Origin of the sequence: Marinobacter sp. EVN1, from assembly GCF_000475375.1 — a bacterium.
GTDB lineage: Bacteria > Pseudomonadota > Gammaproteobacteria > Pseudomonadales > Oleiphilaceae > Marinobacter > Marinobacter nauticus.
The window spans coordinates 304,953-323,425 of the sequence record NZ_AXCB01000045.1 but is presented as its reverse complement, the minus strand read 5'-3'; the positions used below and the strand labels follow the sequence as shown (position 1 = coordinate 323,425).

At 58.3% G+C, this 18,473-nt stretch carries 17 protein-coding genes; 12 read left to right on the top strand and 5 right to left on the bottom strand.

Translation table 11 applies throughout. From position 1 onward, the window contains the following. Window positions 1-4: 4 nt before the first annotated feature. On the bottom strand, window positions 5-1,789 hold the full coding sequence (locus Q674_RS36195; RefSeq protein ID WP_023009595.1) for a tetratricopeptide repeat protein: 1,785 nt from the start codon (window positions 1,787-1,789) through the stop codon (window positions 5-7). A gap of 118 nt (window positions 1,790-1,907) precedes the next feature. Here Q674_RS36195 and Q674_RS36190 point away from each other — a divergent pair, with 118 nt between their 5' ends. Beyond that, window positions 1,908-2,543 carry a 5-formyltetrahydrofolate cyclo-ligase gene (locus Q674_RS36190; RefSeq protein WP_051993057.1) on the top strand — a complete coding sequence of 212 codons (636 nt, stop codon included), beginning with the start codon at window positions 1,908-1,910 and terminating at the stop codon, window positions 2,541-2,543. Here the strand turns inward: Q674_RS36190 and Q674_RS41360 are convergent. After that, on the bottom strand, window positions 2,525-2,689 hold the full coding sequence (locus tag Q674_RS41360; RefSeq protein WP_022993092.1) for a hypothetical protein: 165 nt from the start codon (window positions 2,687-2,689) through the stop codon (window positions 2,525-2,527). The genes Q674_RS36190 and Q674_RS41360 overlap by 19 nt on opposite strands. Before the next feature lie 150 nt (window positions 2,690-2,839). After that, on the bottom strand, window positions 2,840-4,375 hold the full coding sequence (ilvA, locus tag Q674_RS36185) for a threonine ammonia-lyase, biosynthetic (protein ID WP_023009593.1): 1,536 nt from the start codon (window positions 4,373-4,375) through the stop codon (window positions 2,840-2,842). A 136-nt stretch (window positions 4,376-4,511) separates the two neighbouring features. Between ilvA and rpiA the strand changes: the two genes are divergently transcribed. The 3 genes from rpiA to ppa all read left to right on the top strand — a co-directional run bounded on the left by rpiA (window position 4,512) and on the right by ppa (window position 7,100). After that, a complete protein-coding gene (rpiA, locus tag Q674_RS36180; protein ID WP_023009592.1) occupies window positions 4,512-5,189 on the top strand; it encodes a ribose-5-phosphate isomerase RpiA in 678 nt (225 codons plus the stop codon). A 146-nt stretch (window positions 5,190-5,335) separates the two neighbouring features. Continuing rightward, window positions 5,336-6,475, top strand: a complete 1,140-nt coding sequence (locus Q674_RS36175; RefSeq protein WP_023009591.1) for an acyl-CoA dehydrogenase family protein — start codon at window positions 5,336-5,338, stop codon at window positions 6,473-6,475. A 97-nt stretch (window positions 6,476-6,572) separates the two neighbouring features. After that, complete coding sequence (gene ppa / locus Q674_RS36170) at window positions 6,573-7,100, top strand: inorganic diphosphatase (RefSeq protein ID WP_014422707.1); 528 nt, start codon at window positions 6,573-6,575, stop codon at window positions 7,098-7,100. 88 nt (window positions 7,101-7,188) lie between these two features. Here ppa and Q674_RS36165 read toward each other — a convergent pair whose 3' ends face one another. Together Q674_RS36165 and Q674_RS36160 are read right to left on the bottom strand one after the other, a co-directional pair. After that, window positions 7,189-8,241, bottom strand: a complete 1,053-nt coding sequence (locus Q674_RS36165) for a DUF2333 family protein (RefSeq protein ID WP_011786852.1) — start codon at window positions 8,239-8,241, stop codon at window positions 7,189-7,191. A 22-nt stretch (window positions 8,242-8,263) separates the two neighbouring features. Next, on the bottom strand, window positions 8,264-10,255 hold the full coding sequence (locus tag Q674_RS36160) for an EAL domain-containing protein (protein WP_023009590.1): 1,992 nt from the start codon (window positions 10,253-10,255) through the stop codon (window positions 8,264-8,266). Between the two features lie 213 nt (window positions 10,256-10,468). Between Q674_RS36160 and Q674_RS36155 the strand changes: the two genes are divergently transcribed. The 8 genes from Q674_RS36155 (at window position 10,469) to fis (ending at window position 18,399) form a co-directional block, all read left to right on the top strand. Next, window positions 10,469-12,082 carry a diguanylate cyclase gene (locus Q674_RS36155; RefSeq protein WP_023009589.1) on the top strand — a complete coding sequence of 538 codons (1,614 nt, stop codon included), beginning with the start codon at window positions 10,469-10,471 and terminating at the stop codon, window positions 12,080-12,082. 255 nt (window positions 12,083-12,337) lie between these two features. Continuing rightward, window positions 12,338-12,778, top strand: a complete 441-nt coding sequence (gene aroQ / locus Q674_RS36150; RefSeq protein ID WP_011786855.1) for a type II 3-dehydroquinate dehydratase — start codon at window positions 12,338-12,340, stop codon at window positions 12,776-12,778. A gap of 26 nt (window positions 12,779-12,804) precedes the next feature. Then, a complete protein-coding gene (gene accB / locus Q674_RS36145; RefSeq protein ID WP_023009588.1) occupies window positions 12,805-13,275 on the top strand; it encodes an acetyl-CoA carboxylase biotin carboxyl carrier protein in 471 nt (156 codons plus the stop codon). Between the two features lie 18 nt (window positions 13,276-13,293). Then, the gene (gene accC / locus Q674_RS36140) at window positions 13,294-14,640 is read left to right on the top strand and encodes an acetyl-CoA carboxylase biotin carboxylase subunit (protein ID WP_011786857.1); all 1,347 of its coding nucleotides are present in this window, start codon (window positions 13,294-13,296) and stop codon (window positions 14,638-14,640) included. Between the two features lie 2 nt (window positions 14,641-14,642). Continuing rightward, window positions 14,643-15,539, top strand: coding sequence for a 50S ribosomal protein L11 methyltransferase (gene prmA / locus Q674_RS36135; RefSeq protein ID WP_023009587.1), 897 nt, complete (start codon window positions 14,643-14,645; stop codon window positions 15,537-15,539). Window positions 15,540-15,612: 73 nt separating this feature from the next. Beyond that, window positions 15,613-16,878, top strand: a complete 1,266-nt coding sequence (locus tag Q674_RS36130; RefSeq protein ID WP_023009586.1) for a DUF3426 domain-containing protein — start codon at window positions 15,613-15,615, stop codon at window positions 16,876-16,878. Between the two features lie 208 nt (window positions 16,879-17,086). Continuing rightward, on the top strand, window positions 17,087-18,085 hold the full coding sequence (gene dusB / locus Q674_RS36125; protein WP_011786860.1) for a tRNA dihydrouridine synthase DusB: 999 nt from the start codon (window positions 17,087-17,089) through the stop codon (window positions 18,083-18,085). After that, a complete protein-coding gene (gene fis, locus Q674_RS36120) occupies window positions 18,082-18,399 on the top strand; it encodes a DNA-binding transcriptional regulator Fis (RefSeq protein WP_011786861.1) in 318 nt (105 codons plus the stop codon). Before dusB ends, fis begins: the two co-directional genes overlap by 4 nt. Window positions 18,400-18,473: the final 74 nt, after the last annotated feature.

Genomic DNA, 18,473 nt, shown 5'->3' with positions numbered 1-18,473 from the left:
ACCGTTACTCCGATTGCGACTTCCTGAATCTCAAGCGCAGCAAAGCGTCCTGAACCTCCTGGTTACCGAACCGCTCATCGAACAACAGTCCAGACCACACTGAGTCGTCCGACCTGGCCTGATCCTTTCGTTGCTGATACAGCGAATCCCAGCGTTCCAGGTACTGATAGGCCAGCTCATCATCCGGGGCCACCTGCTCACCCCGGTAGTACATCAGCCCGAGGTACGCCAGGGCGGCCATGTTCTCCTCCTCCGCCGCCCTCTCCAGAAGCTTTCGAATTTCTTCTGTATGAACCTCGGCCTGACCGGCGTAATACATTGCCTGTCGATAGCGCGCATTGGAGACAGCTTGACGCAGGTTTTCCGGCACATCGGCAACCGGCATAAGCACAAACCGCTCGCGAGCTTTCGCAGCGCTCTCATCCCGGCCGTCCTGCCACAACTCTCGCGCCAAAAGCAGTTGTGCGGGCAGGTGGCCCTTATCAGCGGCGCGCCTCAACCAACCTACAGCATCCACCAGACTGGGGGGAATACTGGCCAGCCCCTGACTGTAGATCGCACCAAGTTTGTAGGCCGCCTCCGCATCCCGGTAAGCCATGCCTTCCAACAGTTCCAAGGCTCGGCGATGCTGTTCTTCGGCCATACCAGGCAGGCTCGAGAGATAGATATCAGCCAGCAAGTGCTTGGCCCGATCGTCTTCCCGTTCTATCTGTTCGAGACGCGCAACGGCCAGACCGACCCGCTTCGAGCGCCCGTCTGCGGGATTCAGATACAGGTGAGCCAGCCAGAGATTCGCCTCTTTCTCGCCCAGGTCGGCCGCACGCTCCAGTTGATCCAGCGCCTCAAGATAATCAGCCTCGGAACGCTGCTGTCCGCGAGCCAGTGCCACACCTCGGGCCAGTAATGCTTTCGGGTAGTTCTGATCGGCCGACCGTTGCAGCCATTGCTCTGCTTCGGCAGGGTTAAACCAAGGTGAATCTGGCGCTCCGTATATTTGGGCCATCATGTACTGAGCGCGGGCGCTACCTTTATCTCCGGCATACCGGTACCACGCTACCCGACGTTGCGCACTGGGATCCACCAGGGCCGGATACAATGTAGCCAGGAAGCGCATGGTGCCTGCATCGGTGTCCGGACGACTTGCACGCCATGCCTCGTCTGCACTCTGGAGAATAAACTCGGCCCCCTCATCCAGACAGGCCCAGGCGGGCACCCTATCCCGGGTGTCGGGGCCGCAGTATTCAGCCAGAGCCCGGTGATGAAACAGATTCGAAGCACTATCTACCTCACCAATTTCGGGAATCAGCGCCACCGCCTGTTTGCGATCCTGCTCGACCAGCTCCCCGGACCAATAGATCATCGCGAGATCAATCAAGGCTCGCGGATAGTCCGCCGCACGTAGAAGCACTAACGACCTGGACACATCACGGTTCTCTGCCTGTCCTCGCCGATAGATCTCGGCCAACAAATGCCGCGCTTCGCGCTCATAGACCGAAAACTGTTTCTGCAGCTCTCGCTCCAGCAACTCGGCAGCTGCCCGCTCATCCGCTGGCCCGCCCAGGCCAAGATACGTCAAGCGAGCCAGTTCATAGCGCGCCCGACTGTTTTCATAACTCTCGGTCTCACCGTCAAGGTAACTCTGGAGATGGTGGCGGGCACCGGAATATTCAGCAGAAGCCAACGCACGAACACCCACCTGGTAAACCTCGGGGGATCCGGTCGCGCAACCAGACAAAGCAACAATCAAAACCGCAGGAAGCAACAGGCGAGCGTATCGGGGGAAATCCATGGCAGAATACAGCCTCTGAAAAAACAACGGACTGCAGACTAGCAGAATTTTAACGGGGCGTTATTGATGTGATACAACATAGGCCGAATTCACGACGCTGCAGCAGGTAATCGCCATCTTGAATCCGCATCATCAAGCAAGGACGTTGGACTCCGGCAATGATCGGGCCTCACGCCGCCAGCTCCGCCAATCTCTGCGCCAGAAACGGAGAAGCCTGTCGTTTGAAGAACAGCGGCAAGCTTCCGAACGTCTCGCCCTTAACCTGCTGAGGCACCCCGACCTGCACCGGGCACGCCACATTGGCATCTACCTGGCCAACGACGGCGAAATTGACCCGTCCCTGTACATTGATCTGGCTCGCAAAAAAGGCATCCGGTTCTACCTGCCCATTCTGCACCCGATCTACCCGGGCAAGCTGGTTTTCAGCCCCTATTATGATGGAGTGCAACTGACGGCAAACCGCTTCGGCATTCCAGAACCCCCGTTCCCGCGTTCAAGGCGCAAGCCGGCCTGGGCACTGGATGCGGTGCTGTTTCCATTGGTGGGGTTTGACGAAACCGGAGGGCGACTGGGTATGGGCGGCGGCTTCTACGACCGAACCTTCGCGTTCAGCCGGATCAGGCCCTGCATGGCACCAAAACTGGTTGGCCTGGCCCACGATTTTCAGCGCGTGGAACAGTTGCCGGTTGAGCCCTGGGATGTGCCTTTGCACGGTGTGGTAACGGATAGGCGTTGTTACCGTTTCAGGCCCTGATTGGCAGACAGAACATAACCTACTGCAGATGCTTCGCGGTCGGCACGCTTGTCCTCAGACGCCTGAATGGACGTAAAACCCGTAATCACAAGGCCGACAGCAAAGATGAGCACAATGGCACGAATGATGTCAGGCTTGCTCCCCATTTCTTGGATTCCCGTTATTCTTTCATTCAATTGGCAGGAAAATCAGACAACTATTACTGATTCGCAGAATTAGACGAAAGACTAACACGTAACTTGATTTTTACAATTTTTGACAGATTACCGTTATGTAAGAGTTGTGGCGTTCCACCCTCAGGTGGAACGCCCGTTGCCTGCTCCCAAAAACAGCCGATAAGCCTCATTGTCAGTCATGTTTTCATAACGAAAGCCAACCTTGTCGAGCATCCTCTCAAAGTCCGCCACCTCATTGTCCTCAACCTGAGCGCCCAGTAGCACCCGGCTGTAGGCCGCACCATGATTGCGGTAGTGGAACATGGAAATATTCCAGCGCGTTCCCAGCGACATCAGAAACTTCAACAAAGCTCCCGGGCGCTCGGGGAATTCAAACTGGAACACCTTTTCGTTGGTAATCGTCGGCGCATGGCCCCCGACCATATGGCGAATATGCTGCTTGGCCAGGTCGCTGTCGGTAAGGTCGACCACCGAGTACCCGCTTTCCCGAAGATCCTGCACCAGTTCTTCCCGGCCATGTCCGCCAGCGGCAATCTGGATCCCCACGAAAATGGTGGCGTTCTGAGCATCCGCATAGCGGTAGTTGAACTCGGTGATGCTGCGCTTGTGCAGCGCATTGATGAACGTTTTGAACGATCCCGGTTTCTCCGGGATCGTTACCGCCAGAATCGCCTCGCGCCTCTCTCCCACTTCGGTGCGCTCGGACACATAGCGCAGTCGGTCGAAGTTCATGTTGGCACCACTGAGGGTGGCGATCAGGTTTTCATCCTCGATCTTTTCCCGCTCGATGTACTTCTTGATACCCGCTACACCCAGAGCACCTGCCGGTTCGGCAATGGAGCGAGTATCTTCAAACACATCCTTAATGGCCGCACAGATCTCATCCGTGGACACTGTGATCACTTCATCTACGTGATCCTTGCAGATTTCCCAGGGATACTTACCGATCTGTTTGACCGCCACGCCATCGGCGAAGATGCCCACCTCATCCAGCACCACACGCTCACCGGCCTTCATCGCCGCCTGCAGACAGTTGGAGTCTTCCGGCTCCACACCAATCACTTTGATTTCCGGGCGCAGATACTTGATATAGGCTGCCATGCCGGCAATCAGCCCGCCGCCACCGACACAGATGAAGATGGCATGAATCGGCTTGCTGAACTGCCACATGATTTCCATGGCTACAGTGCCCTGACCGGCAATCACATCCGGGTCGTCGTAGGGAGGGATGTAGGTGTAGCCGTGCTTCTGGATCAGCTCCTGTGCGTGGGCCGCAGCCTCGTCAAAAGCATCCCCCTTGAGAACCACTCTGGCACCGTGGTCGCGAACTGAGCGTACCTTGATCTCCGGCGTCGTCTGCGGCATCACGATTACGGCTTTGATGCCCAGCTTCTTTGCGGCCAGAGCCACGCCCTGGGCATGATTGCCGGCGGAAGCGCAGATAACTCCCTTGGCCTTTTGCTCTTCCGACAGCTGAGCAATCCGGTTGTAGGCGCCGCGAATCTTGAAGGAAAACACCGGCTGAAGGTCTTCACGCTTGAGCATAATATTGTTGCCAAAGCGCTTGGAAAGACTACGGGCTTCAGTCAGGGGTGTTTCGATGGCCACGTCGTAGACGCGCGCATCGAGTATCTTCTTGATATAGCGTTGCGGCATGATGGTTCCGGTTGCTGGTGAGTGATCAGGAAAAACCCACAGTGTAGAAAGTTTGCACGCGTGCCGTCTATAAGCAGAGTTGCTGCAGGCGTATAATAGCTACCAAATTCAACGCAAACCTCCGGGAGCCCCCCCCATGACCCAGGACGAACTGAAACAAGCCGTTGCCAAAGCTGCAGTGGATCACATCGCCCCTCACCTGGAACCGAGCAGCATTGTCGGGGTGGGCACCGGCAGCACCGCCAACTTTTTCATCGACTATCTGGCGGAATACCGCAACGACTTCGACGGCGCCGTCGCAAGCTCCGAGGCAACCGCCGAACGACTGAAAAAGCACGGCATCCCGGTATACGACCTCAACGCCGTCAACGAAATCGAGTTTTACGTGGATGGTGCCGACGAAACCAACGAGAGCCTGGAACTGATCAAAGGCGGTGGCGGCGCCCTGACCCGGGAAAAAATTGTGGCCGCCGTCGCCAAGACCTTTATCTGCATCGCCGATGAATCCAAGAAAGTCGGCATTCTGGGCGAATTCCCGCTGCCCGTGGAAGTCATCCCCATGGCCCGCAGCCATGTCGGCCGCGAGATCGTAAAACTCGGGGGCGATCCGGTTTACCGGGATGGTTTTATCACCGACAACGGCAACATCATCATCGACATCCACAACATGGATATCTCCCGCCCGCTGGTGGTGGAAGAAAAGCTCAATAACATTGTCGGCGTGGTCACCAACGGACTGTTCGCTCGCCGCCCGGCCGATCTGCTGCTACTCGGCACCCGTGACGGAGTGAAAAGCATCGCCCGCGGTGCATAAATCCCTGTAAGGCACTCCGCCTGACAAGCTGGCCATTCGGGCCAGCTTTTTTATTGCCTGAACAAATCCAAACCAAGCGCTTGCTTGGTAGCCAGGATTGCGCGACACTCACCTCATCGCAAAACAAGAACACAGGGAGCCAATCCGTGTCTGACTACTTCAACGAAACCCATGAACAGGTGCGCCAAACCGCCCGGAAATTCATTGAGACCCACGTACGGCCCCATATTGACGACTGGGAAGAGGCCGGTGAATTCCCCCGTGAAATATATAAACTCGCCGGCGATGCCGGACTCCTGGGCATCGGCTTCCCTGAAACTCTGGGCGGCATCGGTGAAGGCGATATTTTTATGAAAATCGCGGTTTCCGAGGAGCTGATGCGATCCACCTCCGGCGGCTTCGTGGCCAGTATCGGCTCCCTGGATATCGGCCTGCCGCCGGTGGCCAAGTGGGCCAAACAAGACATTCGGGAACAGATCGTGCCGCCCGTCCTGCGCGGCGACAAAATCGCCGCCCTGGCCGTGACCGAACCCGGTGGCGGCTCCGACGTCGCCAACCTGAAAACCCGTGCCGTAAAAGACGGCGACCACTACATCGTCAACGGTAGCAAAACCTTCATCACCAGCGGCATCCGCGCCGACCATTACACCGTCGCCGTGCGCACCGGGGGCGAAGGCCACGGCGGCATCAGCCTGTTGCTGATAGACAAAGGCACACCAGGCTTCAACACCGGCAACAAACTCCGGAAAATGGGCTGGTGGGCCAGCGACACCGCCGAACTCTTCTTCGAGGACTGCCGGGTACCGGCCGACCGCCTGATCGGCGCCGAAAACGCCGGCTTTATCGCCATCATGAGCAACTTCCTGGCTGAACGCCTGAGCCTGTCCATCATGGCCTACATGACCGCCCAGATCGCCTACGAAGCCGCCCTGGATTACACCAGACAACGCCAGGCCTTCGGCCGCCCCGTTGCCGGCTTTCAGGTCACCCGCCACAAACTCGTTGACATGGCCACCCAGATCGACATCGCCCGGGAATACACCTACCGCTGTGCCGCACTGATGCAGGCCGGCAAAAACCCCATTAAACAGGTGGCTATGGCCAAGAACTTCGCCGTGGACGTGTGCGAAAAAGTCACCCGCGAGGCGGTACAGCTGTTTGGTGGTATGGGCTATATGCGGGAGTCAGTGGTGGAGCGGCTGTACAGGGATGCCAAGATTCTGTCCATTGGCGGCGGCACCACGGAAATCATGAAGGAGCTGATTGCCAAACAGATCAGGCTGTGACCAAGGTTTAGTTTCGAATGGCAAGAGACTTCCGTATAATTGCGCCCACTTTTTAAACGCAGTTAAACGAACCCTAACGTACCAGGAAGGATCGCACATGCAATTCGACAACATTCCCGCTGGCAAGAACCCGCCAGAAGACATCTACGTTGCCATCGAAATCCCGGCCAACAGCTCTCCGGTCAAGTACGAACTGGACAAGGACATGGGCGCCCTGCTGGTTGACCGTTTCATGGCCACTCCGATGTTCTACCCGGCCAACTACGGCTTCATCCCCCACACCCTGGCCGACGACGGCGACCCACTGGACGTCCTGGTGGTCACCCCTTACCCGGTGCAGGCTGGTTCGGTAATTCGTTGCCGCCCGGTAGGCGTACTGAACATGGAAGACGAAGCCGGTGGTGATGCCAAACTGGTGGCCGTGCCCCACGACAAGCTGACCCAGACCTACCACAACGTTCGTGAAATCGAAGACCTGCCGGAACTGCTGCGTGATCAGATCCGTCACTTCTTCGAGAACTACAAGACTCTGGAGCCCGGCAAGTGGGTGAAAGTGCAGGGCTGGGACAACGCTGCAGCCGCCAAGAAAGCTATCGAAGACGCCATCAACGCCTACAAGGGCTGATTGCGCCTCGACCATAAAAAAGCCGGGCCAGTCTAACGACTGCCCGGCTTTTTTTGTGCCTGAGCCAAAGCTCAGCCGAGGGCGCTTATCAGCCCCGCGACAACAGGTCCCGCATATCACTGATTGCGGCATTGGCCCGTGACAGATAAGCCGCCATGGTCAACGAATGGTTGGCCAGCACACCGAAACCACTGCCATTGAGAATCACCGGACTCCACATGGAGGCCTGAGTGCCCTCCAGTTCGATAATGATCTGCTTGACGCTCGCCATGGCGTTCTTGTCCTGCAACACTTTCCGGAAATCCACTTCCACCGCCCGGAAAATATGCAGCAACGCCCAGGCACTGCCTCGCGCCTCGTAAAAGACATCATCAATTTTGGTCCACGAGGTTTTGACATCCTCGCCACCGGTCTCTTCCGCCAGAGGATCATCCGGATTCAGATTAGCGACGGCATCCGACACCGACGCCTTGCCCACGCTTTCGCTGAGCGTGCGGGACAGGCTACCCAACCGGGTTTCCAGATCCGCCAGCCAGTTGTTCAGGTTATCCGCCCGGGCAAAAAACTGGGCGTCCGCCTGGGCCGGATCGGACAGGCGATTCAGATAGCGCTTGAGCGCATTGATACCACGCCGGTACTCGTTCTCGGTCGATGGAATGGCCCAGCTTTCACTGTCGAAGTGGAACTGGGGCTCGGCAATGGTCAGATCCGGGTCTTCCGCTGACTGGCTCTGGGAACGACTGATATCCTTACGCATCGCCCGGGAAAGATCCCGCAACTGGACCAGCACGCCATATTCCCAGTTCGGCATATTGTCCATCCACAGACCGGGAGGCGCGATATCGTTGGAAATATAACCGCCGGGCTTATCCAGCAGGGTCTCGGCAATACGGATCATGGTGGCGGTGGTGGCAAAACCGGTCACCGGCTCCCTATCCATGGTGCTTGCCAGCGTACGGGTGTGATCACGTACCGAAAAGGTATCCGGTTCACTGCTCCAGTAGATACCCAGAACCATCGCAATCAGCAGGTAGACCACCAGCAAGGCAACCACCAACTTGCCAATAACACCGCTACCGCCGGTGTAATCCTGCACATCGTCTTTCTTGTCCCTGAAGTACTGTCTGATCTTGCCAGGCATAAGACTCCTGATCTCCTGTTGATTACGTGTCTGCGGCAAATGGTCTGCCAAGATGGTAGCCCATGGCGCCGTCAATACCCAGCCTACAGAGTACCGAGTATTCCGCCGCAGTTTCTACTCCCGTAGCGTACACCTTCACCCCCCGACTGTGGGCAATACCCACAACCGACTCCAGCCAGAACCGGTTTTCATCATGACGGTCCAGGTTGTGGATGAAGCTGTGATCAATCCGAACGGCCCTGAACGGCAGCCGCTTGAGATAACTGAATGGCACGCCGCCCACTCCGAACCGGTCAACCAGCACCGGTACACCAAGCCGCGACAACTCTCTTACCAGAGAGCTGACGGCTTTGCGGTGATGCTGAATGGTCACTTCGGCAATACCGACCCACAAGCGCCCGGCTGTGCGCCCCGCCCGGGTAACCATGGTCAGCAGATCGTCACGGAAGCTATCAGACGCGATCGAATTACTACCCAGTGATACCGCCAGCCGTCGTTCCGGGTGGCGTTCAAGACACTCCAGCGCCCGGGTAAGCAGCATACGGTCGATATCGCTCACCAGCCCCAATCGCTCGGCCATGGGCACAAACAAACCGGCTTTCAGCGGCCCTTCTGCAGACTCAATACGGGAGAACACCTGATAATGGACCAGTGTCTGCCCCTCACCATGCACCATGGGCTGGAGCCAGAGAGACAGCTTATCTTCCCGAATCGCCTGGGTAATGATCGTGCGCCAGGTCTCCATATTGTGATGGCTCTCAACACCGGAATCGGGTAGCAGCAGGCTGCAGGAGTCCCCCCTTTGCTGGGCGGCCCTGAGAGCTTCATCGGCGGCGGCCAACAAGACCCTGATGCCATCACCGGGTCTGGCCACCGCCAGGCCAGCATGAACATGAGCGTCCATCGGGGCGGAGAGGTCAGAGTAGATGCCATCCAGCTCCCGCACCAGCTGCTCGGCCCAGATTCGCACGTCCGCTGCCGAGGCACCGGGCACAAACACCGCAAATTCTGCACCGGTTCTGCGCCCGGCAAAGGATTCGGCATGTCGGGCGACAAACGCCCGGATGCCGCCGGCCACCTGGCGCAACAACCGGTCCCCCTCGTCCCGGCCATAGGCCAGGTTATAATCTGCAAAATAGGCCAGCTGCAGCATGATCAGAACGCCAGGCGCCGACTTCTCTTCCGATTCCACTTCCACCTTCATGCGTTGGTCAAACGCGCTGCGGCTCGCCAGCCCCGTCACCGGATCTTCATTGTTCACGCGCCGCAAGTGCTGGATAAGCTTGCCCTGCCCCTCGAACAACTGACCCAGGTCATCCGCCATCTGGTTCATAGCCTCTGTCACCCGGTTCAGCTCCCGGGTGGAGCGAATACTCACTCGCTTCCGGAAATCCCGCTGGCCAAGCGCCCGGGCCTGGGCCTCGACCTCTTTCAGGGGCCTCAAAGTCCTCCGGAGTAACAGAAACAGCCCCAGCAAGCCACCAGTGGCGATCACCAGGGCGGATAGCAGCAGCCCCAGGGAAATATGCCAGAGGTCGTCGTAGGCCCGCCCGGGATGACTCACCACCCGCACCTTGCCCAACCGGCTCCAGCCCCTGACCACCTCCGCCTCCGCCACCGGCAAGGGCAATGCCGCCAGGGAAACAAACCACTCTGGCGCGCGGTTAGCCTGCAGCGGCATGCGCCGACCAGCAATCATCTCGCCATCGTGCCCCAGATACTCAACAGCCAGGTAACGACCACTGTCGAATACCGCATCAATCAGTGACGCCGAGGCCACCGGATCAGAACCGTCAATGGCATTGGACAGCGAAAGCCCGGTTGCGGTGGCACCATCGCGGGCGTGAGCGGCCAGTTGATCGGCAACATAGTCCCGGAAATAGCCATAGCTGGTCACGAACGCAACCACCAGCGTGAGCGTCAGCAGAGTGCCGGCGAATAGCAACAGCAAGGTCTGCAAGGTAATTTCCCCTCGCTGCCTGCGGTTATAAGAGTTGTCGAGCATCCCTGCCATCACATCGGGGCTCCATCAGAGAAACGAGTATCAGGTTACCTGTGACCCGGGCCGCAGAGTTGACAAACATTTACATAGCGCAACCTACGCCCACAACATTAAACACTATAGACTCTACACAAGGACCATAAAGCCTCTGTATAACTCATAAATGGCAAAAATTCGCGCAGACGAATATCGCGATCAACAATTGGACAGACAGGCCGGAGCACCATGAACGACGAAAGCCAGAAAGAGAAACTCAGGCAGCATTTCGCCCGCCGTGTCACCACCCAGGCCCGGGTGGTGCTTGATACCTGGCAGAAAATCCGCGACGACCGCAGTCAGGCGCCAGCCCACCGGGACGATCTGACTGCCGCAGCCGACAAACTCGTTCGTTATGCCCGGCGTTTCGAGATGGACAGCCACGCGGCTGCCGGCGAGTTGATCCTGTCCCTGTTGACGGACTGGCATCAGGACACCCCCCTGGACGATGCCAAAGCCAAGGCACTGGAAGATGCCACCGAGAATCTGCGCCTGTCCACCCAGCGGCGCACCGACCAGGACACCTCCAGCGCCCCCCAGCAGTATCGTCGCACGCCAGTTTATATTGCCCTGTCGAACGAAGAGATGGCCTCACGACTGATCCGGCAACTGGAATTTTTCGGTTTTCGCGCTTCCGCCTTTAGTGCATCAGCAGACCTGATTGAGGCCTGTGCGCTCAGCAAACCGGAAACCATCCTGATGGATGTAAGCTTCGGCGGCAGAGATAATGACGGCATTGCGACCGTGGAACAGTTACAGGAGCAACACGACACTCCGATCCCCATCATTTTCGTCAGCGACGAGGACGGCAGCATCGAAACCCGGCTGCGCGCCTCCCGCTGCGGCGGGGAGGAGTTCTTCTACCCGGCGGTGGACCCCGGCCAACTGATAGAAAAGATCGAAACCTATACCCACGGCAACACTGTCGAGCCCTACAAGGTGCTGGTCCTGGACGATTCCCGGGCCCAGGCCAAATACATGGAAACGGTATTGAAAAAGGCGGGAATGACCGCTCACATCATCACCGACCCGATGCAAATCATTCATGCCCTGGAGGAGTTCTCGCCGGAAATCATCATCCTGGACATGTACATGCCCGGCTGCACCGGCATGGAGATTGCCCGTGTCATCCGCCAGCAGGATCGTTTCCACAGTGTTCCCATCATTTACCTGTCGGCGGAAGAGGACGTCAGCAAACAGCTGCACGCCATGAGCCTGGGTGGTGACGACTTCCTGACCAAGCCCATCGATCCCAAGCACCTGATTGCGACCCTGCACAACCGGGGTCGGCGAGCCCGCTCACTGCTGGCACTGATGATCCGCGACAGCCTGACCGGCCTGTTCAATCACACCCACACCCTGCATCTGCTGGAGCAGGAAATCGTGCGTGCGCGCCAGAAAGATCAGCCCATGTGCTTTGCCATGATCGATATCGACTTCTTCAAGAAGGTAAACGACACCTTTGGCCACCCGATTGGCGACCGGATTCTGCGCAGCCTGTCCATGTTCCTGAAGCAACGTCTGCGCAAGACCGATCATATTGGCCGCTACGGTGGAGAAGAGTTCGCCATCATCCTGCCGAACACCCGCCCGGGCGATGCCCGCAATGTCCTCAACGAAATTCGTGAGCGCTTCTCCGAGCTGACCCAGCAGGCCGGCGACCGGGAATTCAATGTCACCTTCAGTTGCGGTATTGCCGACTGGCAGGGTGAAACCGCCCAGGCCCTGTGCGAGCGCGCAGACCGCGCCCTGTATACGTCCAAGGAGCACGGCCGCAACTGCGTGACCCTGGCCGAGACCTGACCTTCCGGGCCGGGCAATCGCCCGGCCCATGAAACCAATGTCGAATACCGACATTCACCGCCATGATCAACAATGATTGTCATCAACGAAATGTCATCGCGTGACAGCAGGTTGCTGTGTAACCTTTTCAGAGCAATGGACAACCGGCAGGATTGTCAAAAAGTGTTGATCTGGGGATAACAAGCACGCACCATTGGGGTAACGTGCCGTCATCTTCGGCGATCCTGTTAAAAAACCATCAAGGCAGACAGAACCATGTCGACCATTCTTGTGCTCCACGGCCCGAACCTGAATATGCTCGGAACCCGAGAGCCCGAGGTCTATGGCCACGAGACCCTGGCCGATATAGACGACCGCTTGCGCAGCAAGGCGGCTGAGAAAGGCCATCATCTGTTACACCTGCAGTCAAACGCGGAATATGAATTGATAGAAAGAGTGCATGAAGCCAGGGCTGAAGGGGTGGATTTCATCATCATCAATCCCGCCGCCTTCACCCACACCAGCGTGGCCCTTCGGGATGCCATGCTGGCGTCGGGCATTCCCTTTATTGAAGTGCATCTTTCAAACGTGCATGCGCGGGAACCTTTCCGCCATCACTCTTATTTTTCAGATATCGCCGAAGGCGTTATCTGCGGGCTGGGCAGCCAGGGCTACGATCTCGCCCTGAAGGCGGCCCTGCAACGAATTCACCGATAGAACACAGAAACGGGACTGGAACAGTTATGGATATTCGCAAAATCAAGAAACTCATTGAGCTCCTTGAGGAATCAGACGTCGAAGAACTGGAGATCCAGGAAGGCGACGATTCGGTTCGCATTTCCCGCCGTCGCGAGCCCGCCGCCGGTGGACATTACGTCAGCCATTACGCGGCACCAGTCCCCCAGGCCGCTGCCCCGGCTCCGGCACCCGCGGCTGATGCCGCCCCGGCTGCGGAATCCTCGGCTCCGGCAGCCCCCTCTGGCCACGCCGTGAAATCCCCGATGGTTGGCACCTTCTACCGTGCGCCGTCCCCCACCGCCAGCTCCTTTGTTGAAGTGGGCCAGAAAGTTAACGTGGGTGACGTGATCTGTATTGTTGAAGCCATGAAGATGATGAACCAGATCGAAGCCGACAAGGCCGGTACCGTTACCGAAATCCTGGTCGAAAATGGCCAGCCGGTTGAGTTTGACCAGCCCCTGGTCGTCATTTCCTGAATTCGGTGATTGCTAACCATGGCCATGTTAGAAAAAGTTCTGATCGCAAACCGCGGTGAAATCGCCCTGCGTATTCTCCGCGCGTGCAAGGAGCTGGGCATCAAGACCGTTGCGGTACATTCCCAGGTAGACCGCGACCTGATGCACGTTCGCCTTGCCGACGAATCTGTCTGCATTGGCCCAAACAGTGCCACAGACAGCTACCTCAATATCCCAACCATCATCAGTGCCGCTGAAGTGACCGATTCGGTGGGTATCCACCCCGGTTACGGTTTCCTGGCCGAGAATGCCGACTTCGCCGAGCAGGTCGAGAAAAGCGGTTTCCGCTTTATCGGCCCCCGGGCAGAGACCATCCGCCTGATGGGTAACAAGGTGTCCGCCATCGAAGCCATGAAAAAGGCCGGCGTACCCACAGTTCCCGGCTCCGACGGCCCGCTGACGGACGACGACGAACGCACCCTCAAGCTGGCGAAACAGATTGGCTACCCGGTGATGATCAAGGCGGCCTCTGGTGGTGGTGGCCGAGGCATGCAGGTGGTGCACTCTGAAGCCGCCCTGCTGAAAGCAGTACAGATCACCCAGAGCGAAGCCAAGAATGCCTTCGGCGATCCCACCGTGTATCTAGAGAAGTTCCTGGAAACCCCACGCCACGTGGAAGTCCAGGTTCTGGCCGACATGCACGGCAACGTCATCCATCTGGGTGACCGGGACTGCTCCATGCAGCGCCGCAACCAGAAGGTAATTGAAGAAGCACCGGCACCGAACATCAACCAGGAATCCCGCGAGCGAACGCTTAAGGCGTGCGTGGATGCCTGCAAGGAAATCGGCTACGTCGGCGCCGGCACCTTCGAATTCCTGTATCAGGACGGCGAGTTCTACTTCATTGAAATGAACACGCGGGTACAGGTTGAGCATCCGGTCTCTGAGATGGTCACTGGTGTGGACATTGTGCGCGAGCAGCTGCGTATTGCCAGCGGTCTTCCACTGCAATACAGCCAGGACCAGATCCACATTTCCGGCCATGCCATTGAATGCCGGATCAACGCCGAAGACCCGAAAACCTTCGTGCCCAGCCCTGGCAAGATCAGTCATTTCCACGCTCCTGGCGGCAACGGCATCCGCGTGGATTCTCACCTGTACAGCGGCTACACCGTACCGCCGTACTACGATTCCCTGGTGGCCAAACTGATCACCTGGGGCGACGACCGGGAGATCGCCCGCCGGCGCATGAAGAATGCGCTGGACGAAATGCTGGTCGAGGGCATCAAGACCAACCAACCCCTGCATCGAAAACTGGTACGCGATGGTGGCTTTAAACAGGTAGACTTCACCATCCACTACCTTGAGAAACTGATGCGGGATTAACCATGCCCTGGATACAACTCCAGATTCCAGCTGATCCGGACACTGCGGATCAGCTGGAAGATCTGTTAATGGAAATGGGCGCCGATGCCGTTTCCATGGAAGACGCCGCCGACCAGCCGCTGTACGAGCCCGACCCGGGCACTACCCCCCTCTGGAGCCAGACCACCGTCACTGGCCTGTTCCAGTCTGATCGCAATATCGAACAGTTACTGGCGGAGATTCGCGACGCCTGGCACCAGCAGACCCAACAGTCTTTGGCCGACATTGACGTTACCCTGGTGGAAGACAAGGACTGGGAGCGGGCCTGGATGGACGACTTCCACCCGCTGCAGTTCGGTGAACGCCTGTGGATTGTGCCCAGCTGGCACGAGGCGCCAGCCCCGGACGCCGCCAACCTGTTGCTCGACCCGGGCCTGGCTTTCGGCACCGGCACCCACCCGACCACCGCGCTGTGCCTGGAATGGCTTGACGGCCAGGATGTCGCGGGCAAGCAAGTGACCGACTACGGTTGTGGCTCCGGCATTCTGGGCCTGGCCGCCCTGTTACTGGGGGCAGAACATGTCGTTGGCGTGGATACCGATCCCCAAGCCCTGGAAGCCAGCCGTGACAACGCCCGCCGGAATGGCGTTGAAGATAACCGCCTGGATTTGTACCTGCCCGGCAACGATCCGGACACCCGAGCCGATATTATGTTGGCCAATATCCTTGCCCAGCCGCTGATCGGCCTGGCACCGAGACTGGCCGAACTGACCAGGTCCGGCGGGGATCTGGTACTGTCCGGCATCCTGTTCAATCAGGCCCGTGGCGTGATGGAAGCCTATGAGCCCTGGTTCATCATGGACGAACCGGAACAGAAAGAAGACTGGATACGCCTCACAGGACGGCGCAAGGACGGATGACGACACAGGCGTTTATGTCTAAACTGCCTCCATCGTAGTGATCGACCAGAGATCGAGCTTTCAGGAACGAAGCATGACCCAGAGCAGCCTGCAGACCCAATGCCCCAACTGTGAGACCCGTTTCCGGGTAACAGACGAACAGCTGAGCGTCGCCAGGGGCAAGGTACGCTGCGGGAACTGCATGAAGATTTTCAATGCGGTCGAACACCAGGTGGTCTCTGGCAAAGATAATGCCGGGGCCCGCCCGTCGCCCTCGTCATCTGGCTCTGAAACCGGAGCAACCAGGCCCGGCCGGTTCGACGATGAAGAGGAACTGATCTTTGCGGACAACCCCGAGGAAGATGCCACCGAAGGCCGCTATGCCGGCAGCAAACTGACGTTCTCAGATGATGAGCTCAGCGACAGCTTCCGCAATTTCGACGAGCCCGAGGAATCCGGCTTCAGCGACGACGACCTGACGCCGGAAAACCAGAATATCGACGAGAGCTGGGCCGAGGCCATGCTCAACGACGACGAGCCCGCCAAGCCATCGGCTCAGCCAGAATCAGCGAAGCCTCAGCGTCCTGCCCAGCCGCAGCCCGAACCGGAACAGGCATCGCTTCAGACGCCCCCTGCTGCCGAAACACGGCCTGAGCCGCTTCGCCGTGATGACAGCGAGTCCGATGAAACAACCCTACCCGCCAAGGAGACCTCTTCAGCGGAGCCGTCCACGGAACCGGATATCACGGACCTCAGCCTGGCGGATGACGATCGAGTGGGCGACCCGATTGTCAGCCGTACCCGCAAGCAAGCGGCGCCAGACACCCTCTACCATGACCTGCGACGGGATCCTGTATCCGTCGGTAACGGCGGAGGCCGGCTCAGAACCGTATTCTGGGCACTGGCGGTGCTGGCCCTGCTGGGCGTACTGATTGCCCAGGTTACCTGGTACCAGTTTGACCGGCTTTCTGCCATCCCCCAGCTCCGACCGTTCTACGAGAAGGGCTGCGAGATTGCCGGATGCGAACTCAAACCCCTGGTGAATGTCGAGGCTATCCAGAGCCGTAAACTGGTGGTGCGTACCGACCCGGAGAACCGGGATCAACTCATTGTCGATGCCGTGATTCTCAACCGCGCCGGCTTTGAGCAGCCGTTCCCGGCGATAGCTCTGACCTTCTCCAACCTCAATGGCGATGTGGTGGCCCAAAGCACCTTTACGCCAGAAGAGTACCTGGCCGGTGAGGCCGCAGAACTTGCCAGCATGCCGGTAGAGACGCCGGTGCGGATCGCCATCCGGATACGCGACCCCGGACGGGATGCCGTCAACTACAACCTGAGCTTTCGTCCCTGGGCGCCTTGATGCGAATCAATAGCCTTCGGGCCGACAGTTGACAGCGCAAAAGTCAACCAGAAAGCGCGAAAAATAATCAATTTTTTAACGCTTTCGCCCCTTCAATCAGCTTGCCCCCGGCGGTATCATTACCGCCCTTCGGAGACCGGAGCGGTCAGAAATTGAACAACCGCTCCAGCCGAATTTTGCTTAACCCGCTGTGACACGGACTCAGATCATGCTGCCAACGGCAAAAATCGGGCCGTACACCCTGCCCAACCCGCTGATTGTTGCACCCATGGCCGGTGTAACCGATCGCCCTTTCCGGCTTTTATGCCGGCGAATGGGGGCCGGGCTGGCGGTATCGGAAATGGTCATAGCGGACAGCAAGCTCTGGCATACGCGTAAATCCCGGACTCGCCTGAATCACGAAGGCGAACCGGAGCCCAGATCGGTCCAGATCGCCGGCGGCGACCCCGAGATGCTGGCCGATGCAGCCCGGCAAAACGCTGAATTCGGTGCTCAGATCATCGACATCAACATGGGGTGTCCGGCCAAGAAAGTCTGCAACAAGGCCGCCGGTTCGGCCCTGATGAAAGACGAGAAGCTGGTGCGGGAAATTCTGGAAGCCGTGGTGAAGGCGGTGGATGTGCCGGTGACCCTGAAAATGCGAACCGGCTGGGACAGAGACAACCGCAATGCTCCAGTCATCGCCAGGATGGCGGAAGATGCCGGCATTCAGGCTCTGGCCGTACACGGCCGTACCCGCGCAGACAAATACAACGGCGACGCGGAGTACGACACCATCGCAGAGGTCAAGGCCAGCGTTGGCATACCGGTGTTCGCCAACGGCGACATTACCACGCCGGAGAAGGCCCGGCAGGTACTCAGCCATACCGGTGCCGACGGCTTGCTGATTGGCCGGGGTGCCCAGGGCCGGCCCTGGATTTTCCGGGAGATTCTTCATTATCTGGAAACCGGAGAACACCTGCCCCAACCGCCCATGGATGAAGTAGAGCGCATTCTGGCCGGGCACCTGGAAGAACTGCACCGTTTCTACGGCGAATTGATGGGCGTGCGTATCGCCAGAAAACACGTGGGCTGGTATCTGCAGTCCCATGATGACAGCAAACAGTTCCGACAACGCTTCAACGCCATCGATGATGCGCTGGAGCAGAAAGACAGCATCGCACAGTATTTTGCAGGCTTACGAAATGGAGAGGTATTCGCAGCATGACCGCTGAGACTTTGGCAAATCAATCCCTAAGCACCCCGGCCAACGATGATCTGCATCAGTTGCACACGGTAAACCACAGCGGCAACAGCGTCACCCTGCGTGACAGCGTAGAAGTTGCCCTGAAGAACTACTTTGAGCAACTCGATGGCGCGCCGGTTACCGACGTGTACCAACTGGTACTGTCAGAAGTGGAAGCCCCGCTGCTGGAGCAGGTGATGAAATACACCCGCAACAACCAGACCAAGGCCTCCACCATGCTCGGGCTGAATCGCGGCACCCTGCGCAAGAAACTCAAGCAATACGGTCTGCTATAATCAGACCTGACCCCACAAGGGCCTCCCGGATGCGTTCGCGAGGCCCTTGTTATTTGCACCCAGGCTTACAATCC

Excerpts from the sequence above, each read along its gene's own strand:
- Q674_RS36195 (WP_023009595.1), bottom strand. The coding sequence starts at position 1,789 with ATGGATTTCCCCCGATACGCTCGCCTGTTGCTTCCTGCGGTTTTGATT.
- Q674_RS41360 (WP_022993092.1), bottom strand. The coding sequence starts at position 2,689 with ATGGGGAGCAAGCCTGACATCATTCGTGCCATTGTGCTCATCTTTGCT.
- ilvA (WP_023009593.1), bottom strand. The coding sequence starts at position 4,375 with ATGCCGCAACGCTATATCAAGAAGATACTCGATGCGCGCGTCTACGAC.
- rpiA (WP_023009592.1), top strand. The coding sequence starts at position 4,512 with ATGACCCAGGACGAACTGAAACAAGCCGTTGCCAAAGCTGCAGTGGAT.
- ppa (WP_014422707.1), top strand. The coding sequence starts at position 6,573 with ATGCAATTCGACAACATTCCCGCTGGCAAGAACCCGCCAGAAGACATC.
- Q674_RS36165 (WP_011786852.1), bottom strand. The coding sequence starts at position 8,241 with ATGCCTGGCAAGATCAGACAGTACTTCAGGGACAAGAAAGACGATGTG.
- Q674_RS36160 (WP_023009590.1), bottom strand. The coding sequence starts at position 10,255 with ATGGCAGGGATGCTCGACAACTCTTATAACCGCAGGCAGCGAGGGGAA.
- Q674_RS36155 (WP_023009589.1), top strand. The coding sequence starts at position 10,469 with ATGAACGACGAAAGCCAGAAAGAGAAACTCAGGCAGCATTTCGCCCGC.
- aroQ (WP_011786855.1), top strand. The coding sequence starts at position 12,338 with ATGTCGACCATTCTTGTGCTCCACGGCCCGAACCTGAATATGCTCGGA.
- accB (WP_023009588.1), top strand. The coding sequence starts at position 12,805 with ATGGATATTCGCAAAATCAAGAAACTCATTGAGCTCCTTGAGGAATCA.
- accC (WP_011786857.1), top strand. The coding sequence starts at position 13,294 with ATGGCCATGTTAGAAAAAGTTCTGATCGCAAACCGCGGTGAAATCGCC.
- prmA (WP_023009587.1), top strand. The coding sequence starts at position 14,643 with ATGCCCTGGATACAACTCCAGATTCCAGCTGATCCGGACACTGCGGAT.
- Q674_RS36130 (WP_023009586.1), top strand. The coding sequence starts at position 15,613 with ATGACCCAGAGCAGCCTGCAGACCCAATGCCCCAACTGTGAGACCCGT.
- dusB (WP_011786860.1), top strand. The coding sequence starts at position 17,087 with ATGCTGCCAACGGCAAAAATCGGGCCGTACACCCTGCCCAACCCGCTG.
- fis (WP_011786861.1), top strand. The coding sequence starts at position 18,082 with ATGACCGCTGAGACTTTGGCAAATCAATCCCTAAGCACCCCGGCCAAC.